Origin of the sequence: Aquicoccus sp. (genome assembly GCF_041686535.1) — a bacterium.
Lineage (GTDB): Bacteria > Pseudomonadota > Alphaproteobacteria > Rhodobacterales > Rhodobacteraceae > Aquicoccus.
In genome coordinates this window covers 1-15,216 of the sequence record NZ_JAWLDS010000074.1, presented here as the reverse complement: position 1 = coordinate 15,216, position 15,216 = coordinate 1, and the positions used below count along the sequence as shown (strand labels likewise).

Annotated in this window: 15 protein-coding genes; 8 read left to right on the top strand and 7 right to left on the bottom strand. The window is 65.4% G+C overall.

The features are described 5' to 3' along the window. From ACESL9_RS13515 to rsmA, 5 genes are all read left to right on the top strand, one after another. The coding region (locus tag ACESL9_RS13515; RefSeq protein ID WP_372674978.1) for an LptF/LptG family permease at nt 1–220 on the top strand (220 nt) is incomplete at its 5' end. After that, nucleotides 217–2,409: an LPS-assembly protein LptD gene (locus tag ACESL9_RS13510; RefSeq protein WP_372674977.1), complete on the top strand. Its 2,193-nt coding sequence runs from the start codon at nt 217–219 to the stop codon at nt 2,407–2,409. The genes ACESL9_RS13515 and ACESL9_RS13510, both read left to right, overlap by 4 nt. An 8-nt stretch (nt 2,410–2,417) precedes the next feature. Beyond that, on the top strand, nt 2,418–3,662 hold the full coding sequence (locus ACESL9_RS13505; protein ID WP_372609849.1) for a peptidylprolyl isomerase: 1,245 nt from the start codon (nt 2,418–2,420) through the stop codon (nt 3,660–3,662). Then, nucleotides 3,659–4,636, top strand: a complete 978-nt coding sequence (pdxA, locus tag ACESL9_RS13500; RefSeq protein WP_372609847.1) for a 4-hydroxythreonine-4-phosphate dehydrogenase PdxA — start codon at nt 3,659–3,661, stop codon at nt 4,634–4,636. The genes ACESL9_RS13505 and pdxA overlap by 4 nt, the downstream gene beginning before the upstream one ends. Continuing rightward, nucleotides 4,626–5,462, top strand: coding sequence for a 16S rRNA (adenine(1518)-N(6)/adenine(1519)-N(6))-dimethyltransferase RsmA (rsmA, locus tag ACESL9_RS13495; RefSeq protein ID WP_372609845.1), 837 nt, complete (start codon nt 4,626–4,628; stop codon nt 5,460–5,462). The genes pdxA and rsmA overlap by 11 nt, the downstream gene beginning before the upstream one ends. Nucleotides 5,463–5,522: 60 nt before the next feature. Here rsmA and ACESL9_RS13490 read toward each other — a convergent pair whose 3' ends face one another. From ACESL9_RS13490 to ACESL9_RS13460, 7 genes are all read right to left on the bottom strand, one after another. Continuing rightward, nucleotides 5,523–6,080, bottom strand: coding sequence for a DUF4167 domain-containing protein (locus ACESL9_RS13490; protein WP_372609843.1), 558 nt, complete (start codon nt 6,078–6,080; stop codon nt 5,523–5,525). A 228-nt stretch (nt 6,081–6,308) separates the two neighbouring features. Further along, nucleotides 6,309–7,154, bottom strand: a complete 846-nt coding sequence (gene prmC, locus ACESL9_RS13485; protein WP_372674976.1) for a peptide chain release factor N(5)-glutamine methyltransferase — start codon at nt 7,152–7,154, stop codon at nt 6,309–6,311. Next, complete coding sequence (gene prfA, locus ACESL9_RS13480) at nt 7,151–8,200, bottom strand: peptide chain release factor 1 (RefSeq protein ID WP_372609839.1); 1,050 nt, start codon at nt 8,198–8,200, stop codon at nt 7,151–7,153. Before prfA ends, prmC begins: the two co-directional genes overlap by 4 nt. Nucleotides 8,201–8,287: 87 nt before the next feature. Beyond that, on the bottom strand, nt 8,288–8,686 hold the full coding sequence (locus ACESL9_RS13475) for a DUF1499 domain-containing protein (protein ID WP_372609837.1): 399 nt from the start codon (nt 8,684–8,686) through the stop codon (nt 8,288–8,290). A gap of 34 nt (nt 8,687–8,720) precedes the next feature. Continuing rightward, complete coding sequence (gene speB, locus ACESL9_RS13470; RefSeq protein WP_372609835.1) at nt 8,721–9,683, bottom strand: agmatinase; 963 nt, start codon at nt 9,681–9,683, stop codon at nt 8,721–8,723. Nucleotides 9,684–9,970: 287 nt separating this feature from the next. Continuing rightward, on the bottom strand, nt 9,971–11,134 hold the full coding sequence (locus ACESL9_RS13465) for a M20 aminoacylase family protein (RefSeq protein ID WP_372609833.1): 1,164 nt from the start codon (nt 11,132–11,134) through the stop codon (nt 9,971–9,973). Nucleotides 11,135–11,197: 63 nt separating this feature from the next. Further along, nucleotides 11,198–12,361, bottom strand: a complete 1,164-nt coding sequence (locus ACESL9_RS13460; protein WP_372609831.1) for a M20 aminoacylase family protein — start codon at nt 12,359–12,361, stop codon at nt 11,198–11,200. A gap of 59 nt (nt 12,362–12,420) precedes the next feature. Between ACESL9_RS13460 and mazG the strand changes: the two genes are divergently transcribed. The 3 genes from mazG (at nt 12,421) to ACESL9_RS13445 (ending at nt 15,066) form a co-directional block, all read left to right on the top strand. Then, the gene (mazG, locus tag ACESL9_RS13455; RefSeq protein ID WP_372609829.1) at nt 12,421–13,242 is read left to right on the top strand and encodes a nucleoside triphosphate pyrophosphohydrolase; all 822 of its coding nucleotides are present in this window, start codon (nt 12,421–12,423) and stop codon (nt 13,240–13,242) included. Nucleotides 13,243–13,408: 166 nt separating this feature from the next. Then, nucleotides 13,409–14,407: a Fe(3+) ABC transporter substrate-binding protein gene (locus ACESL9_RS13450; RefSeq protein ID WP_372609826.1), complete on the top strand. Its 999-nt coding sequence runs from the start codon at nt 13,409–13,411 to the stop codon at nt 14,405–14,407. Between the two features lie 212 nt (nt 14,408–14,619). Further along, nucleotides 14,620–15,066, top strand: coding sequence for a GNAT family N-acetyltransferase (locus ACESL9_RS13445; RefSeq protein ID WP_372609824.1), 447 nt, complete (start codon nt 14,620–14,622; stop codon nt 15,064–15,066). Nucleotides 15,067–15,216: the final 150 nt, after the last annotated feature.

Below are 15,216 nucleotides of genomic sequence, written 5' to 3'. Positions count from 1 at the left end.
GATCGGCGCAGCCTTCACCATGCGCCACCAACGCGGCGGCGGCACCGGAATCGCTGTGCTGGCCTCTCTGCTGATCGGCTTCTCGCTCTATTTCATCCGTAATTTCGGACAGATCCTCGGCGAAAACGGCCAGATCCCGGTGATGCTCGCAGCCTGGGCCCCGCCAGTGGCCTCGGTGCTTCTGGGCCTCGGCCTCGTGCTCAGCACGGAGGACGGATGATGCGCGCACGCCTACACCTGATCCGCGCCATGCTGATCGCCGCCCTTTGCCTGTCCGTCGCCCTGCCCGTTCCCGCGACGGCACAGGACGAGCGGCCGGCACAATCCCGGAGCGCCGACCCCGCCATCCTTGTCGCCGACAATGTCTTTCTCGAAGGCAAGACGCGGCTTGTTGCCGAAGGCAATGTCGAGGCATTGCAGGACGGCACGCGGATCAAGGCGCGCCGCATCGCCTATGACCGCGAAACCGATCGCCTCACCATCGACGGGCCGATCACCATCTCGCAAGGCGAGGACACGCTGGTCCTGGCCGATGCCGCCGAGATGGATGCGGGCTTTCGCAACGGGCTGCTGAGCGGGGCGCGCATGGTGCTCAACCAGCAGGTTCAGCTTGCCGCGCATCAACTCAACCGCGTCAACGGCCGCTATTCGCAGCTCTACAAGACCGCCGTCACCTCCTGCCGGGTCTGCAACTCCAGCGAACCACCGCTTTGGCAGATCCGCGCCCGCAAGGTGACCCATGACCAGATCGAGCGGCAGATCTATTTCGAGGACGCACAACTTCGGGTCATGGATGTGCCGATCTTCTACCTGCCCCGGCTGCGCCTGCCCGACCCGACCCTCGAACGCGCCAGCGGTTTCCTTGTGCCCAGCCTGCGTGGCAATTCGCGGCTGAGCACCGGCATCCGAATCCCGTATTTCATTCGGCTTGGCGACCATCGCGACCTGACCGTCGCACCGTTCGTCTCGCCCAACACGCGCACGCTCGAACTGCGCTATCGCCAGGCATTCCGCCGCGGGCGGATCGAATTCGAGGGCGCGGTGTCGAATGACACAATCTATCCCAACACGCGCGCCTACCTTTTCGGCCAGGGCCAGTTCGACCTCAAACGCGATTTCAAACTCGGTTTCAACATCGAGATGGTCAGCGACAAGAGCTACCTGATCGACTATGGCTATTCCGATACCGACCGGCTCAAAAGCGATATCACCATCAGCCGCACGCGCCGCGACGAATACGTCGGAGGCGCGTTGGTGCATTACCACAGCCTGCGCGTCGGCGAAGACGCCTCGACCCTGCCCACCATCATCGGCGATTTCGACTACGAGCGGCGGTTCTTTCCCCGCACGCTGGGGGGAGAGCTTCGGTTTTCGGCCGGCGCGCATTCGCATTTCCGCTATTCCACCTTGCCTGTCGACGGACCCGATTCCGACACGATTGTCGACGGGCGTGACGTGACCCGGCTCGGACTCGAGGCGAATTGGCGGCGCAGCTGGACCCTCGCGGGGGGCATCCGGGCGCGTATGCAGGCCGGGTTCGCCGCCGACAAGTTCATCACCGGCGACGACGCCACCCGGCCCCGCCACGCCGCGCAGGTCACCCCGATGGCCGCCGTCACCCTGCGCTGGCCCTGGCAGAAGATCACGCCGACCGGTGCCGCGCATGTGATCGAGCCGGTGGTGCAATTCGGCTGGACCGGCGGCGAGCGGCTCTCGAATGCCAATGACGAAAGCACCCGTGTCGAGTTCGACGAGGGCAACCTGCTGTCGCTCTCGCGCTTTCCGGCCCCCGACCGGCGCGAACGCGGGGCGGTCACGACCTATGGCCTCAACTGGAACCGGCTCGGCCCCGACGGCTGGCAATCGGATCTGACGCTGGGCCAGGTCACCCGCGCACGCGCCGACAACGCCTTTTCGCCGACATCGGGGCTGCGCGGCACCCGCTCGGATCTGCTGATCGCCGGCCGGCTCAAATCGGCCCAGGGCCTGTCACTCACCGCGCGGGGGCTCTTTGACAAGAACCTCGATCTCTCCAAGGGCGAGGCCCGCGCCGGTTACCACACCCCGCGCCTCGGCCTCGGGGCAAGCTATGTCTGGCTTGGCCCCGACGCCTTCGAGGATCGGCCCAACACCGTGTCGGAATGGTCGCTCGACGGGCTTTACCGGGTCGGCCGGCACTGGTCGGGTCGCGCCAACGTGCGCTATGATGTCGTCTCGAACAAGACCGCCGAGGCCGGGGTTGGCCTGATCTACCGCAACGAATGCGTCGAGATCGATCTTTCGCTCTCGCGTCGCTTCACCTCATCCGTTATCCTGACCCCATCGACGGATTTCAGCTTTACGGTAGGGATCAAGGGCTTCTCGGCCGGCGGCAACGACAAGAGCTATACCCGAACATGCAGGAACTAGGCAGACCCATGAGCAGACTGACACACCCCATGCATTCGTTGATCCGCACCGCGCTGGCGCTGGCCACCCTTGCATGGATCGCAACCGGCGCGCCCCAGGCGGCCCATGCCCAGAGCCTGTTCGAACCCGCGATCAAGGTGAATGACAATGTCATCACCCGCTACGAACTCGAACAGCGCGCCCGCATGCTGCAGATCTTCGACTCTCCCGGCAATCCCGAGGAGGCCGCCCGCGACCAGTTGATCGAGGACCGGCTCAAGGTCGATGCTGCCCGCGACGCCGGCCTGCGCCCCAGCCGCGAAGAGATCGAGGAAGGGATGGAGGAGTTCGCCGGTCGCGCCGAGATGAGCGCCGAAGAACTGATCGACGCGCTCGACGGGGCCGGGGTCGCGGAAGAGACCTTCCGCGATTTCATCATCGTGGGCCTGTCCTGGCGGGAACTGGTGCGCGCGCGCTTCGCCTCTCGGGTCGAGGTCTCCGAACGCGAGGTCGAACGCGCCCTGGGCCAGAGCGGCGCCGGCAACGTCCGCGTCCTGCTTTCCGAGATCATCCTCCCGGCCGAAAGCGGACAGGAGGCCGCCGCGGAGGCCCGCGCCCGAGAACTCGCACAGATCACCAGCACCGAGGCCTTCTCCGAGGCCGCGCGCCGCCACTCGGCCGCGGAATCGCGCGAGCGCGGGGGACGGCTGGACTGGCAGTCCGCATCCGAACTGCCGCCCGCCATCCAGTCGCGCGTCCTCGGCCTCGGCCGCGGACAGGTGACCGAACCGATCCCGATCCCGGGCGGTATCGCGCTGCTCCAGATGCGCGGCATCGAAGAGGGCGCGGTGGCCGAACCCGAGTATGCCGCCATCGAATACGCAGCCTATTACATCGACGGCGGGCGCAGCGATCAGGCCCTCGCGCGCGCCCGGAACATCGAGGAGAGCATCGACACCTGCGACGACCTTTACGGCATCGCAAAGGACGAACCCGAAGATGTGCTCGAGCGCGACTCGAAAAGTCCCGAGGAGATTCCCGCCGATGTCGCGGCCGAACTGGCCGGGCTCGACCGGCACGAGGTCTCGACCGCGCTCACCCGCGCCGATGGCGAGACCCTTGTCTTTCTCATGCTCTGTGGCCGCACCCCCGTCACCGACGAGGACATCTCGCGCGAAGACGTGATGCTGAGCCTTCAGAACCGCCGCCTCGAAAGCTTTGCCAACGGCTATCTCGAACAATTGCGGGCCGAAGCGCGCATCATAGATCAATGACCCCCCCGCCGATCGCGCTCACCTGTGGCGAACCTGCGGGCATCGGCGCCGAGCTTGCGGTCAAGGCCCATGCCGCGCTGAAGGACGAGCTGGCCCTTTTCTGGCTGGGCGACCCCCGGCACCTGCCCGACGGTGCCACCCCGGTCGTGATCGACACACCTGCCGAGGCCCCCGCCGCCATGGCTCACGGCCTGCCGGTGCTGGCGCATGGCTTTGCCGCGCCCACCACGCCCGGACAGCCCGACCCCGCCAACGCACAAGGCGTGATCGACGTGATCGCCCGCGCCGTCGAGCTGGTGCAAACCGGCGCGGCAGGCGCGCTCTGCACCCTGCCGATCCACAAGAAGGCGCTCAAGGACGGGGCGGATTTCGCCTATCCCGGCCATACCGAATACCTCGCCGCGCTCGCCGGGGTCGGGCGCGTGGTGATGATGCTGGCCAGCGAACGGCTCCGCGTCGTGCCCGCGACGATCCATATCCCCTTGCGCGATGTCGCCGGCGCGCTCACCGCCGATCTGCTCGAGGAAACGATCCGCATCACCCATGCGGGCCTGCAACGGCAATTCGCCATCCCCGCCCCTCGCCTCGCCGTCGCCGGGCTCAACCCCCATGCCGGTGAAGACGGCGCGATGGGCGACGAGGAATGCACCATGATGATCCCCCTCATCGACCGGCTCCGCGCCGAGGGGCTTGATCTTGCCGGCCCGCTTTCGGCCGACACGATGTTCCACGAGGGCGCCCGCGCGCGCTATGACGCGGCGATCTGCGCCTATCACGACCAGGCGCTGATCCCGATCAAGACGCTCGATTTCGACAATGGCGTGAACGTCACGCTTGGCCTGCCCTTCATCCGCACCTCGCCCGACCATGGCACCGCCTTCGACATCGCGGGCAAGGGGCTGGCCAACCCGTCCTCGACCATCGCCGCGCTGCGCATGGCCGCGCGCATGGCCCGGGGCGCCGATGCCGTTTGATCCGCTTCCGCCGCTGCGTGATGTCATTGCGCAGCATGGTCTTTCGGCGCGCAAGTCGCTGGGGCAGAATTTCCTGCTCGACCTGAACCTCACAGCCAAGATCGCCCGCTCCGCCGGGGACCTCATGCAATGCGACGTGCTCGAAATCGGCCCCGGGCCGGGCGGCCTCAGCCGCGGGCTGCTCTCCGAGGGCGCGCGCCACCTCCTGGTCATCGAGAAGGACCACCGCTGCCTGCCCGCGCTGGCCGAGATCGCCGAAGCCTATCCCGGTCGCCTCACCGTGATCGAGGGCGACGCGCTCGACGTGGACCCGCTCGCCCATCTCACCCCGCCGATCCGCATCGCCGCCAACCTGCCCTATAACGTGGGCACCGAATTGCTCGTGCGCTGGCTCACGCCGCCCCAATGGCCCCCCTTCTGGCAAAGCCTCACGCTGATGTTCCAGCGCGAAGTCGCCGAACGGATCGTGGCCGCACCGGGCTCCAAGGTTTACGGGCGGCTTGCGCTGCTGGCGCAATGGCGCTGCGACGCGCGCATCGTGATGAGCCTGCCACCACAGGCCTTTACCCCGCCGCCCAAGGTCTCGTCCGCAGTCGTGCAGCTGACCGCCCTGCCCGCGCCGCGCTTTCCGGCAGACGCGAAAACCCTCGAACGGGTGGTGGCGATGGCGTTCAACCAGCGCCGCAAGATGCTGCGCGCCGCGCTCAAGGGGCTGGCACCCGATATCGAAGAAAAGCTCGTCGCCGCGGGCATCGCCCCAACCGACCGCGCCGAAACCGTCGATCTTGAAAGGTTTTGCGCGCTTGCGCGGCTGATCGCAAAATGAAACGCCCCGGCGCAGGCCGGGGCGAGAAGGGGCATTCGCCCGAACCGTGCGGGCGGGTGGTTATTCGGCCGCCTTGGTCTCGTCGTTGCCGCCGCCACCCGTGGCATCCCCCGACGTGTCGGGCTTGGGCTTGCGGCTGCGCTGTCTCGGCTTGGGCTTCGGCTTGGGCTTTTCGCCCGCGCTTTCCGGCGTCTCGACCAGGTTGCTGTCGGCCTCGCCGTTCTCGATCACGTCGGGCTGCGCCGGGCTGCCCTGGTCCTCGCCACCCTGACCGCCATTCGACTCGCGCTCCTGCCGCTGGGTGCGGTCACGGTCACGGTCGACCTGACGATCGCGGTTCTGCCGCTCCTGCTCTTCGCGGCGCTGATCCATCTCGCGCTGTGCTTCGTTCAGCATCCGCTGATAATGCTCGGCATGTTGCTGAAAGTTCTCCGCCGCGACCCGGTCATTGGCCAGCTGGGCGTCGCGCGCCAACTGGTTGTATTTCTCGATGACCTGTTGCGGGGTGCCGCGCACCTTGCCCTCGGGGCCGGAACTGTCGAACACGCGGTTGACGATATTGCCGACCGAGCGATTGCGGTTGCTCTTCGACCGCGAGCGGGATTTCGATGATCTCATGTTGTCCTTGGTCCAGTTGACTGTCTGGCCTTCGTTTTCCCGGCTGGTGCCGTCGGCACCTCAAAACAATCCGGAACGAATTATGTATGGCTTAACACCGGGCGGGACCGCGACACTCGCATCCACCGCGCCGATAGCCATGAGTAAACATGCCACGCCGGGATTAACAAGGGCTAACCGGCCCTTTTCATCGTTTGGCACGCGGTTTTTCGCCTCATACGTTGCGTTTCAGTCGCGCTTTGGCGGCATTTGTGCACTTACGACCCGGTCCCTTCGATCAAGATCGAGGTGAACGCGGATGTTTTCAAGCCCCGCCACCCGGGCCATTTCGGTCACCGCCTGCGCCTGCGTCGGCCCGATCTCCAGCAAGAGCCGCCCGCCCGGTTCGAGATGCACCGCCACCCCGGCCATGATCGCGCGATAGGCCACCAGCCCGTCACCCTCGTCGGTCAGCGCCATGCGCGGCTCATGGCCAAGCTCGGGTTCAAGCATCGGCATCTCGTGCAGCGCGACATAGGGCGGGTTCGACACGATCAGGTCGAACCGCCCCTCGACAGCGCCGAACCAGTCGGACAGCAGGAAATCACAGCGCGCCGCCACGCCCACTGCCTGCGCGTTCTCGCGCGCCACCGACAGCGCCGCCTCCGACAGGTCCGTGCCAAGCCCCCGCGTCTCCGCACGCGCCGAAAGAAGCGAGACCAGGATCGCCCCCGACCCGGTGCCTAGGTCGAGCACCCGGGCGAAGGGCGCATCAAGCGCGGCCAGAACCAGGGTTTCGGTTTCCGGCCTCGGATCAAGTACTTGATCGGAAACCTTGAAGCGATGGTTGAAGAAATCACGATACCCCAGAAGATGCGACAACGGCCGCCGCGCCGCCCGCGCGCGCGCCATCCGCAACGCGGTCTCGCACTGCGCCGCACTCATCGGCGCATCCATCGAGATCGGAACCCGCTCGCGCGCGATCCCCGCCGCATGGCCCGCGATCAGGCGCGCTTCGCCCGCAGCTCCCTCGATGCCCGCCACCTCCAGCGCCGCGCGCACCGCCGCCACCGCGTCGTGCAAGGTCCGGCTCATCCTTCCATCTCCGCCATCAACCGCGCCTGGTGATCCGCGATCAGCGCGTCGATCACCTCGTCGAGATCGCCCGCCATCACCTGGTCGAGCTTGTAAAGCGTCAGTCCGATCCGGTGATCGGTCATCCGCCCTTGCGGAAAATTATAGGTCCGTATGCGCTCCGAGCGGTCGCCCGTGCCCACCTGCGCCTTGCGGTCGGCCGCACGCGCCGCATCGGCCCGCTGCCGCTCCATGTCGTAAAGCCGCGTCTTGAGAACCCGCATCGCGATCTCGCGGTTCTGGTGCTGCGACTTTTCCGAACTCGTCACCACGATGCCCGTGGGCAGATGCGTGATCCGCACCGCCGAATCGGTGGTGTTCACATGCTGCCCGCCCGCCCCCGAGGCCCGCATCGTGTCGATCCTGAGGTCGTTCGGGTCGATCACCACATCCACATCCTCCGCCTCGGGCAGCACTGCCACCGTCGCGGCGCTCGTGTGAATCCGCCCGCCCGATTCCGTCTCGGGCACGCGCTGCACCCGGTGCACGCCGCTCTCGAACTTGAGCCGGGCAAAGACGTTCTGCCCCGAGACCCGCGCCACCACCTCCTTGATGCCGCCCAGCTCGGTCCAGGCCTCTTCCAGGATCTCGAACCGCCAGCCTCGCGCCTCGGCATAGCGCTGATACATCCTGAGCAGGTCGCCTGCGAAAAGCGCCGCCTCGTCGCCCCCGGTCCCGGGCCGGATCTCGATCAGCGCCGGGCGCGCATCATCCGCATCGCGTGGCAACAGCGCCAGTTGCAGCGCATGTTCCACCTCGCCCAGGCGCGACCGCAGGGTCGCAAGCTCTTCCTCGGCAAGCGCCCGCATCTCGGGATCCGAGAGCATCGCCTCGGCCTCGGCCTTCTCCGCCAGCAACGCGCGATAGGTGTCGATCTGCTCGACCACCGGGCGCAGCTCCGCATATTCGCGGCCCAGCCGTGCAAGGTCGCCCCCGCCCTCGGCCATGCTGGCTTCGAGAAACTCGAACCGCGCTTTGATCTCGTTCAGTCTGTCCAAGGGCACCATGGCCGCCTCTTTCCCCATTCCCCGGGGCCTGGTCAAGCCCGCGCCGCTTCTTGGGTTCCGCTCAGGCGCGGTTTCGGCCCCCGCGCCTCACAGGTCGGCCAGCCACGCCTCGACCCGCTTGCGGTTCACACCCATGTCGCCGCGCCCGAAGCGAAGCCGCGCATGTATTTCCAACCGGTCACCGGCCTGCCTTGCAGTGGTGTAGTCGGGAAACCCCCACACGGCCGAACGCGTGACATAGGTCACCATCCCCTCCTCGACTGATCCGGCCAGAACCCGCGTGCGCGGCCAGCCGCGCGCAACCTCATCGAGCCGCGCAAGCCCCTCGGGTCCGGTCCGGGCGACCCGCATCACGCCGCCCTCGAAATCTCGATCCACCACCGCGGCCGGCATCACGTGCCAGCGCGCCGGGTCCGAGGGCGCCAAGCGCACCCATGCCCCGAACGCCACCACGGCGGCCAGTACGATCCAGACAACCCAAATCATTGCGCTCCGCAATCCATCTTGCCTCCCCGGTCCATCATCCGCGCCGGGTCCAGCCCCAGAGACAGATCAGCTCCATCGCCACATGCGCCGCCGCCACCGCCGTCACCCCGCTCGGATCATAGGGCGGCGACACCTCGACCACGTCTCCGCCGACAAGGTTAATCCCCGCCAGGTCACGCAGGATGATCGCCGCCTGGCCGCTCGACAGCCCGCCCCAGACCGGCGTGCCCGTGCCCGGCGCAAAAGCCGGGTCCAGCCCGTCAATGTCGAAGCTGAGGTAAACCGGCCGGTCGCCCACGATCTCGCGTGCCTTTTTCGCCACTGCTTGCGGGCCGGTCTCGTGCACCTCGCGCGCGTCGATGATGTTGACCCCCAGCGTGTCCGCATTGGTGGTCCTGATCCCGATCTGCACGCTGGTGGCCGGGTCCACGATCCCGGTTTTCACCGCCTTGTAGAACATCGTGCCATGGTCGATCCGGTCAAGATCGTCATCGGCCCAGGTGTCGGTATGCGCATCGAACTGGATAAGCGACAATGGCCCGTATTTCTCGGCATGGGCGCGCAGGATCGGAAACGAGATATAGTGATCCCCGCCAATCGCCACGCTCGCCGCCCCCGCATCGAGGATCGTCCTGACATGGGCCTGAAGCGCACCGGGAAAATCCGGCACATTGGCATAGTCGAAGGCGAGATCGCCGTAATCCACGATGTTGAAATCATCGAGCGGCGAATAGCCCCAGCCATAGGGCGGATCGGGCGAGAGAAGCGTGCTCATCTCGCGCACCTGTCGCGGCCCGAGCCGCGTGCCGGGCCGGTTGGTCACCGCCTGGTCGAAGGGAATCCCCGTCACCGCCAGATCGACACCGGCCAGATCCTTTGTATAACGCCGCCGCAGGAACGACGTCGCCCCGCCGAAGGTGTTCTCGAAGGAATGGCCCCGGTCGCTTGTCCGGGTAAAGGCCCCGTCCACCTCATTCTTCGCATCTTCCAGCGCCATCACGCCTCTCCTCTTTTGCCCTCTTCCAACGCGCGCATGCTTGGTGCGCCCATGCCCGGGGTCAAGCGCATTCCGTCGCGTCCCCCGCACACCGTGTTAACCGGTTCGCCCGGCAATCTCGCTGCAATGCTGCGGTGCACGCCCGGCAGCCGGGCAGCAGCCGCCGGTCACCCCCGGATTTGTGCGCTCTCCGCGCCGTTAACCACGTCGCACGGCACCACAACACCACGTCAACCGAATCGCACCCCCGGCTTCATCTTGCCCCAAATACTCCCGCCGGAGGCGCGTCACAGCGCCCCCGCCCGCTCGACCAGCCGCGCCAGGAACGAGGCCCCGATCGGCGCGATCTCGTCGTTGAAATCGTATTTCGGATGATGCACCATCGCGCCGTTTTCTCCATTGCCGACAAAGACATAGGCCCCGGGGCGCGCTTCGAGCATGTAGGAGAAATCCTCCGCCGCCATCATCGGCCGCGCGGCGTCGTCCACCTGCTCGTCTCCGACCACCTCGCGCGCCACGTCGGCGGCAAAAAGCGTTTGTTTCTCATGGTTTATCGTGGCCGGATAGCCCCGGTCATAGTTCAGCCGCGCACTCACCCCAAAGCTCGCCGCCTGCCCCGCCACGATCTCGCCCATGCGCCGCTCGACCATGTCGCGCACCTCGGGATCGAAGGTCCGCACCGTCCCGCAGATATGCGCCGTGTCGGGAATGATATTCGTCGCCGTCCCCGTCTCGATCTTCGTCACCGACACCACCAGCCGCTTCTGTGCATCTGCGTTTCGGCTCACAATCGTTTGGATTGTGTGCACAATTCCGACCGCGGCCACGACCGGGTCATCCGCGTCATGCGGCATCGCGCCGTGCCCGCCCCGGCCCTGTATGTCGATGTAGAAGCTGTCGACCGCCGCCATCAACGGCCCCGGCGCCAGCGCGATCATCCCCGCAGGCAGGCCCGGCCCGTTATGGATCGCATAGACCTCGTCGATGGCGTATTTCTCCATCACGCCTTCCTGCACCATGGCCTCGCCGCCGCCGGCGCCTTCCTCGTCGGGCTGGAACAAAAGCACGGCGCGTCCGCGGAAGTTCCTGTTTTCTGCCAGGTACTTGGCCGCCCCGAGCAGCATCGCCGTATGGCCGTCATGACCACAGGCATGCATCTTGCCCGGCACCTTCGAGGCATGGTCCAGCCCGGTGATCTCGGTCATGGGAAGCGCATCCATGTCGGCGCGCAGCCCGATCACCGGTCCTTCGCCCTGCCCCTCGATCACCGCCACGACGCCGCTTTCGGCCCAGCCGGTGCTGATCTCGGTGATCCCGAATTCCTCAAGCCGTTCAACCACATATGCGGCAGTCTGGTGGCACTCCCGGCCCAGTTCCGGGTTCTGGTGGATATGCCGGCGCCACGCGGTCATCTCGTCGGCAAAGCCAGCAATCCGATTGATAACGGCCATCTCTCGCACTCCCTCAATATCGTTCCCGCGCACTCAAGCCCAATCGCGGCCCGGCGGCAAGCCTCAACCGACCGGGTGATGCCGCTCGATCAACCGGGCAAAGAACGACGCCCCGATCGGCGCCACCTCGTCGTTGAAATCGAACTCGGGATGATGCGGCGCCGGACCAACCCCCTGACCCAGAAAGAAAAACGCCCCCGGCCTCGCCTCCAGCATGTAGGAGAAATCCTCGGCCCCCATTTCGGGCGGCAGCGCGGTCAGCACGTTGTCGGCCCCCATGATCTCGCGCGCGATCTCGGCGCCTTTCCCGACCTGGTCGGCATGGTTCACCGTGGGCGGATAGTTGCGGTGATACTCCACCCGCCCCGCGACCCCGTAAACCTCGGCCTGCGCGCTGACGATCTCGCCGATCCGCCGTTCGGCCATGTTGCGCATCGCCGGCGAGAAACTGCGCACTGTCCCGGCCAGATAGGCTTTTTCCGGCACGATATTCATCGCCGAGCCGCCGTGAATCTGCGTCACCGAAACCACCAGCGCCTCCAGCGGCGGGCGGTTGCGGCTCACGATGGTCTGCAACGCCTGAAGCGTGGCCGCCGCCGCCGGCAGCGGATCGACGCAAGCATCGGGATAGGCCGCATGCCCGCCCGTGCCCGTCAGGTGAATCTCGAAATCATCAACCGCCGCCATGATCGGACCAGCGGTGGTGCGAAACTCGCCCAGCCCCCCGAACGGATCGGTATGCAGCGCATAGACTTCTTCCACCCCGAACCGGTCCATGATCCCCTCTTCCACCATCAGCCGTCCGCCACCGATGGTCTCCTCCGCCGGTTGAAAGATCAGCACCGCTCGACCCGTGAAATTTCTGCTTTCCGCCAGATACTTGGCCGCCCCCAGAAGCATCGTGGTATGCCCGTCATGGCCACAGGCATGCATCCGCCCCGGCACCAATGAGGCCCATTCCGCCCCTGTCGCCTCGTCCATCGGCAGCGCATCCATATCCGCGCGCAACCCCGTCACCGGGCCCGGCCCCTTGCCTTCGATCACCGCGACAACACCGCTTTCGGCGATCCCTTCATGGATCTCGTCCACCCCGAATTCGCGCAGTTTCTCGACCACGAAACGCGCCGTCTCGTGGCACTCCAGCCCCAGTTCAGGGTGCATGTGCAGATGCCGCCGCCATTCGGCCATTTCCTCGGCAAACCCTGCAATCCGGTTGATCACGGCCATTGTCTGGACTCCTTTTCTCTCACCCGGCACAAAGAACCCCGAAAAAGGAGCCCTGCGCAATGGCCAATGATGATCTGATCCACGACCCCCATGGCGGGATGCCCCGACTGCTGGAAATCATGCGCCGCCTGCGCGACCCCGAAACCGGCTGTCCATGGGACATAGAACAGAATTTCGCCAGCATTGCGCCCTACACTATTGAAGAGGCTTACGAGGTGGCCGATGCCATCGAACGCCAGGCATGGGACGAGTTGAAAGGCGAGTTGGGCGACCTGCTGTTCCAGTCGGTCTTTCACGCGCAAATGGCCGAGGAGGCCGGGCTTTTCACCTTTGACGAAGTTGCCGACACCATGTCCGACAAGATGGTCGCCCGCCACCCGCATGTTTTCGGCGACGAATCGCGCGACAAGTCGGCCGATCAGCAAACCCGCGACTGGGAAAGCATCAAGGCCGCCGAACGCGCCGCCAAGGCCCAGACCGGTGTGCTCGACGGGGTGGCGACCGGCCTGCCCGCCCTCCTGCGCGCGGTCAAGCTTCAGAAACGCGCGGCGCGCGTCGGCTTCGACTGGCCTGAGACCGACAACGTGATCGACAAGATCGTCGAAGAGGCGAGCGAGTTGAACGAGGCCCGCGACAGCCTCGGACAGGCCGAGATCGAAGAAGAGTTCGGCGACCTGCTATTCGTCATGGCCAACCTTGCCCGCCATCTCGGGATCGAGCCCGAATCGGCGCTGCGCAAAGCCAACGCGAAATTCACCCGCCGCTTCCGCCGGATCGAGGACCACCTGGCCGATTCCGGCCGGACACCCTCCGACAGCGATCTCGCGGAAATGGATGCACTCTGGAACGCGGCGAAACGCGAAGAAAAGAAGGCGTCATAGGTCGCTGTCGTCGACTTATTCCCTCCAACACAACCATCTGTGAAACGCGGCCGAGCGTTGTCTGACTGCGGTCCCGAAAAATACCCGACAAGGTTACACAGGTATTGACCCGACAAAAAAAGTCAGATTTATGGACGCAGAGACACCAGCATCCATGGAGGACGACATGATCGCCCGTATCGCACTTGTTGCCGCAATCACGGCCACGCCGGCCGTCGCACAAGAAGTCAACATCTACTCCTATCGACAGCCGGAACTGATCCAGCCGCTGACCGATGCCTTCACCGAAGAAACCGGCATCAAGGTCAACGTCGCATATCTCGACAAGGGCATGGTCGAGAGGCTCGAAGCAGAGGGCGAACGAACACCTGCTGACCTGGTCTTTACAGTCGATATTTCGCGCCTCGCGGCGGTCGTGAATGCCGGTCTGACCCAGCCCGTCACCTCTGACAGGCTCACTGAAAACGTACCCGAACAATACCGCGATCCCGAGGGCCGTTGGTGGGGTTTGACGACGCGCGCGCGCATCGTCTATGCCTCCAAGGACCGTGTGGAAGAGGGAGAAGTCACGACTTACGAAGATCTCGCCGACCCCAAATGGCAAGACCGGATCTGCACCCGTTCCGGCACGCATCCCTACAACGTGGCACTCGTATCGGCCATGCTCCACCATCACGGCGAGGAAAAGACGCGCGAATGGATCGAAGGCGTCAAGGCCAACCTCGCCCGCAAGCCGCAGGGCAACGACCGTGCACAGGTCAAGGCGATCTGGGCCGGTGAATGCGACATCAGCCTCGGCAACACCTATTACATGGGCAAGATGCTAGAAAACGAGGACCAGCAGGCCTGGGCCGAAAGCGTCGACATCGTCTTTCCCGAAATCGGTGGCAAGGGTGCGCACGTGAACATCTCCGGGGTCGCCATGACCAAGGCGGCGCCGAACCGCGACAACGCGCTCGCGATGATGGAATTCCTCACTTCGCCCGCGGCACAGGAAATCTATGCCGAGGCGAATTATGAATACCCGATCGCACCGGGCACCGAGCCTGCCGACCTCGTGGCCAGTTGGGGCAGCTTCACGCCTGATGACGTCAACCTGATGGACCTGGCGAAACTGCGCCCGGACGCGCTGAAACTGATCGAACAAGTCGACTTCGACGGGTAACCTCCCAGTCCCCGTCGAAACCTTTGGGGCGCCAACGGGCGCCCCTTTTTTCGTTCCGGCACGGGGCCGCGCAAGGGCCACCGCCATGTGGACATCCCTGTCCACTGTTGTCACTGTCGCCCAAACGACAGGAGACGCGCCATGCCAGCACGCAAGACCATCTTCGACACATCGGGGCCCTACGCACCCCTGAGCGACAGGCCGGCCCAGGCATGAACATGCTTCACCTCGCCCGCCCGGATGATCTCGACCGGCTCGAACCCATGGTCGCGGCCTATCACGGGTTCGCGCAAATCGAGACGACCGAAAACGCCCGCCGCACCGCCCTCGCACCCTTGCTTGACGGTACGCCGCATGGTGTCGCCTATCTCATCGGGCCACGCCGCGCGCCGGTGGGCTATATCGTGATTTCCTTCGGCTATTCGGTCGAACTGGGGGGAATCGACGGTTTCATCGACGAGTTTTTCATACGTGAGAAGGTGCGTGGCCGGGGCATGGGGTCCGAGGTATTGCATGCGCTCCTGCCTGCCCTGTCCGAACACGGGGTCAGAGCGCTTCATCTCGAAGTGCACCACGACGACACCCGCGTCCGCCGCCTTTACGAGCGCGCCGGCTTCAAGCCGCGTGAACGGTTTCACCTGATGACCCGCATCGCCTGAACGCGCCGGATCCAGGACCTCTGGAAAAGATGTGCTACAAGGTTATATTTAACCCATGACCCTGACGATTCCCTTCTCCAACAGCTACGGGAAATTGCCGCCGCGCTTTTTCACCCGGCAGGCGGCGACACCCGTGGCCGCCCCCGAACT